Origin of the sequence: Mariniflexile sp. HNIBRBA6329, assembly GCF_043558645.1 — a bacterium.
GTDB lineage: Bacteria > Bacteroidota > Bacteroidia > Flavobacteriales > Flavobacteriaceae > Mariniflexile.
On the sequence record NZ_JBIFXS010000032.1, the window covers coordinates 1 to 4,599 of the forward strand.

Consider the following 4,599-nt stretch of genomic DNA (forward strand, 5'->3'; position numbering starts at 1 on the left):
ATCATGAATGAGCCTAATGCCCCTTTGGGGCTAATCTGAAAATCAAAGCCTCCGTTTTTAACGGAGGTTTTTTACTGATTTTTTACTGAACCTAATTTAACAACGAAACATATTTATTAAAAAGGTCCGTGAATATAAACAAATACGTTATTCCATTTTAATGACAATGAACTGTGTACGTCTGTTTAACTGATGTGCTTCTTCTTCACATTTTGAATTATCTTCACAACCGTTGGTAAGTCTGCGTTCACCAAATCCTTCATGAGCTGTAATTCTTTCAGGTTTAATTCCTTTAGATATTAAGTATTCGTATGTTGAATTTGCTCTGTCTATAGATAATTTGTCATTATAGGTAAGCGTACCTCTAGAATCGGTATGAGATTCTATTCTAATAACCATATCAGGGTATTTGTTTTGCATTAAATCAACAATTTTATCTAATTCTAAAGCTGCATCCTTTCTAATATTGTGCTTATCAAAATCAAAATAGATTGTATTTAATTCAGCTAATTTTACAACGTCTTCTATAGGGTTTAATAATAAATTAGCGGTAATACTCTTAAGTTCTGTTTTTAAATTTTTAGAAGTGAATGCTCTATAATCTTCTATATACTTATCATGACTACCAACCACTTTATAGTCTTCATTTCTATCAATATTGATTTGATAATAACCTTTTTCATCCGTTTCCATATAAGCTAGCTGAGCACCCTTACCATCGTATAGTTTTATAGTAGCATTGGCTATAGGGTTACTATTGATGGCATCTGAAACAACTCCTTCAACTTTTAAAGGAGGTATTCTGTTGTATGAGTAAATATCATCATCACCCATACCACCGGCTCTGTTTGATGCAAAATATCCAGATGTTCCATTGGCACTCATTGTAAAAGAAAAATCATCTTTACTTGAATTAATAGGGTCACCTAAGTTAATTACGTCTACAATTTCATCATCTTCATTTTTTACTGTAGCAAAAATATCTTGCAAGCCTAATCCAATATGTCCGTCTGATGAAAAGAATAGGGTGCCTTCATTGTTTATAAAAGGAAATCCTTCAGCATTTTTTGTATTTACTACGCTGCCTAAGTTTTTAGGCTCACTTAGTGTTCCATCAGCTGAAATATCAACAACATAAATATCCGACCCACCAAAACCACCTGGTCTATCCGATGCAAAGTATAATTTAGAATCATCACTATTTAGAGCAGCATGTTGCGTCGAGAAATCATCGCTATTAATTAATAAGTCTTCAACATCAGTCCAAATGCTATCCTTAAGTGTAGCTCTGTAAATTTTCATGTTGGTTAAACCTTTGCCGTCTTTTCTTTCAACATTATCTTTAAAGTTGTTTCTTGAAAAGTACATGTGTTTACCGTCTTTTGTAATGGTTACAGGGCCATCATGGAAAACGGAGTTAACATCGCCTTTTAGTTTTGATGTATGATTTACTTCTTCTTCAGAGTCAATATTAGTTACATAAACATCCAAAAATGGTTGTTCATTCCATCCATAAAGGCGTTTGATAGCTACACCTTCATCTCTTGAAGATGAGAAATATATTATTCCATTATGTTCAAAAGCTCCAAAGTCACTAAACTTAGAATTAAACTTAAACTTGTTCTTATCTAAAAAGTATTGTTTTTTAGAGTTGAATATATTGGAAATAAAGTTTGCATCTTTAGTAAAGTCGTTCTTAGTGACTACGCCACCAGAATCTTTAAAGCGTTGTAACCATTTTTCTGATTTTTCATATTCTTTAATACCACGTAGAGATTGTGCATAGTTATAATAATATTCAATAGAAACATTATCTTGTGCAACTACTTTTTCGTAATATTTTGATGCGTTCTTAGGATCTCTCATAAGTGCATAACAGTCGGCCAGTTTTCTTGTGGCATAATCTTTATTGTAATTGTTGGCAATAAGTTCTTTATAAACTTCAGCCGCTTTTACAAAAGAAAATTTGTTGAATAGTGTGTCTGCCTTTTTTTGTTTCCCTTGTTGTGCAAATACAGAACAAGACAACATGATTGCAGCAAATACTAATATGTAATTTTTAATCTTCATATCTTAGGGTATTAGAAATATCTAGGTGATTTTAATTTAGTACTTAAGAATTTGAATTCATACATAAGTAATATTTCGTGAGTACCAGTAGTGTAACTAGCAATATCTGAAATAGGTTTTTCGTAAGCATACCCAACACGAAGTTGTCTTGATACTTGAAAATCTACAATACCACCAATGGCCGCTGTTTGTTCATTAATTCTATAAGAACCACCTAACCAAAACTTTTCGTTGTATAAGAAGTTTGCGGTTAAATCGTAAGAAATAGGTGCTCCATTGGTAGCTTTTACCAAAAATGCTGGTTTAAATTTAAAGCTTTTGCTTAAATCTACAACTACGCCACCTGTAAAATAGTAGCTTAATCTATCTAAAGCTTCAAAACCTTCTTCGGTGTTTTTATCCGTGTTCAAAACTCTAGGTGTTGATAAGCCAAAATACACTCTATTGGTACTCCAATAAACACCAAGACCAATGTTAGGTGACCAGCGATTACTAAATCCTTTGAAAAAATCATCATTCACAATATCTGGATCATTTAAGAATTCAGAATCTAAGCTATATTGCGTAAATCCACCTTTAATACCAAAAGCCAGTTTGCCTGTTTTTCCTGTTGGAATTGCATATGAGAAATCCCCATATAAATAGGTGAAATTTTCAGGACCTAAATCGTCTTCAATAAAAGATAAACCTACACCAACTCTATCATTTCTTAGGGGTGTGTGTATAGACAGTGTTTGTGTTATTGGTCCACCTTTAAAACCAACCCATTGGCTTCGGTGTAATCCAACAATACTTAGAGCTTCTCTACTACCAGCATATGCAGGGTTTATAGAAATTGTATTGTACATATACTGTGTGAATTGCGGCATTTGCTGTGCAACTCCAACCGTACAACTTAACAATGCAATAGCGATTATGTTATGTTTAATAAATTTCATAGGTCAAGTTTTATTTGGTTCCTAAATAAACTGGTCCAGTAAATGGTGCCAATCCACTATTTTTTAATGTTACAATGTAATAATAAGTGCCGTTCGGTACTCTACTTGCTGCACCAACAGATTTTTTACTGGTGGTCCCATTCCAATCGTTTTGATAATCGTTAGATTCATAAATTAAAGCACCCCATCTGTTAAAGATTTTTACTTCAGTTACAAAGCTACACAACTCTATACCTTTAATTTCAAAATACTCGTTGTATGCGTCACCATTAGGGGTTACAGCCTTAGATATTATTACATCGTTTTCACCACAAGGTAATACAATACAATCGGCATTTACATTCATTGAAACTTCTGTAATACTAACACATCCATTATCAGTTGTCTTGTACCTAAACTTATAATCAATGCCGCCATCACCTGGTAGGAAATCAGTATTAATTTCAAGCAACGTTGGGTTGAAAATACTACCATTTAATGTTGCTACAGGATTTCCTTCAATTAATTCCCATGTTCCATTTGTATTTAATGATCCTGAAATTATATCGTTTAAGTTTACGACTCCGTCATCAAAACATCTGTCATCAGCAACAATCTCAGTGATAACTTCGTCTAAAGCGACCATGATTGTTTGTGTATACGTTTTCTTATTGTTACATTCATCTGATACAGTCCATGTTCTAACAATTTCATAATCATTATAAACATTTTCTTGGAATGTACTTGTTTCGTTGAATACTACGTTGATGTTTGATTCTGATGAACAATTATCAGTAAATGTTAAAGCAGGTACTTCTGGAATATTAGTACAGCTTACGCTTAACGTGCTTTCAAATGCTGATGAAACCACAGGAGCAGTTGTATCTTGAACTGTAATAGTTTGAACTGCAGTAGTTGTATTCCCACATGCATCAGCAAGAGACCAAGTTCTAGTTACTATTTTTTTGATAGGACATGTTCCAGCTACTTCCGTATCAGTATAAGTAGCGTTTAATAGTGTTGAGCAATTATCAGCTTTATTTGTAACATCTCCAGTTAATGTTAGATTAGTTATATCTTGATCACATTCAAGAGTTATATCAGCAGGAACTGTAAATGTTGGTTTAGTGGTATCCACTACAGAAATGGTTTGTACTAATGAAGTGGTATTACCACACTCGTCAGTAGCCGTCCAAGTTCTAGATATAGTTTTTGTATTACCACAAGCAGCCACTTCAGCATCACTTTCGGTAATGGTTACATTGCCACAAGTATCAGTAGCTGTAGACATACCCGTACTTGCACTAGAAGTATCTTGAGTACATTCAACAGTTATATTACTAGGAATGGTTAAAACAGGAGGTGTTGTATCTACCACAGTAATAGTTTGTACTAATGATGTTGTATTACCACACTCGTCAGTAGCCGTCCAAGTTCTAGTAATAGTTTTGGTGTTCCCACAAGCAGCAACTTCAGTATCACTTTCAGTAATGGTTACATTAGTACTACAAGTATCAGTAGCAGTAGCCATACCAGTACTTGCGCTAGAAGTATCTTGAGTACATTCTATAGTTACATCAGCTGGCACAGTTAAGCTAGGAGGCGTTGTGTC

3 protein-coding genes are annotated in these 4,599 nt (G+C 33.8%); all 3 read right to left on the reverse strand.

All coding sequences use genetic code 11. The features are described from left to right. Window positions 1-147: 147 nt before the first annotated feature. On the reverse strand, window positions 148-2,070 hold the full coding sequence (locus tag ACGK9U_RS16030) for an OmpA family protein (protein WP_394467563.1): 1,923 nt from the start codon (window positions 2,068-2,070) through the stop codon (window positions 148-150). An 11-nt stretch (window positions 2,071-2,081) separates the two neighbouring features. Next, window positions 2,082-3,008 carry a type IX secretion system membrane protein PorP/SprF gene (locus ACGK9U_RS16035; RefSeq protein WP_394467565.1) on the reverse strand — a complete coding sequence of 309 codons (927 nt, stop codon included), beginning with the start codon at window positions 3,006-3,008 and terminating at the stop codon, window positions 2,082-2,084. Window positions 3,009-3,018: 10 nt separating this feature from the next. After that, window positions 3,019-4,599 (reverse strand): gliding motility-associated C-terminal domain-containing protein (locus tag ACGK9U_RS16040; RefSeq protein WP_394467567.1); only part of this gene is annotated, 1,581 nt, incomplete at its 5' end.

What these genes read in the sequence shown, in the direction of transcription:
- ACGK9U_RS16030 (WP_394467563.1), bottom strand. Translation starts at nt 2,070, where the DNA reads ATGAAGATTAAAAATTACATATTAGTATTTGCTGCAATCATGTTGTCT.
- ACGK9U_RS16035 (WP_394467565.1), bottom strand. Translation starts at nt 3,008, where the DNA reads ATGAAATTTATTAAACATAACATAATCGCTATTGCATTGTTAAGTTGT.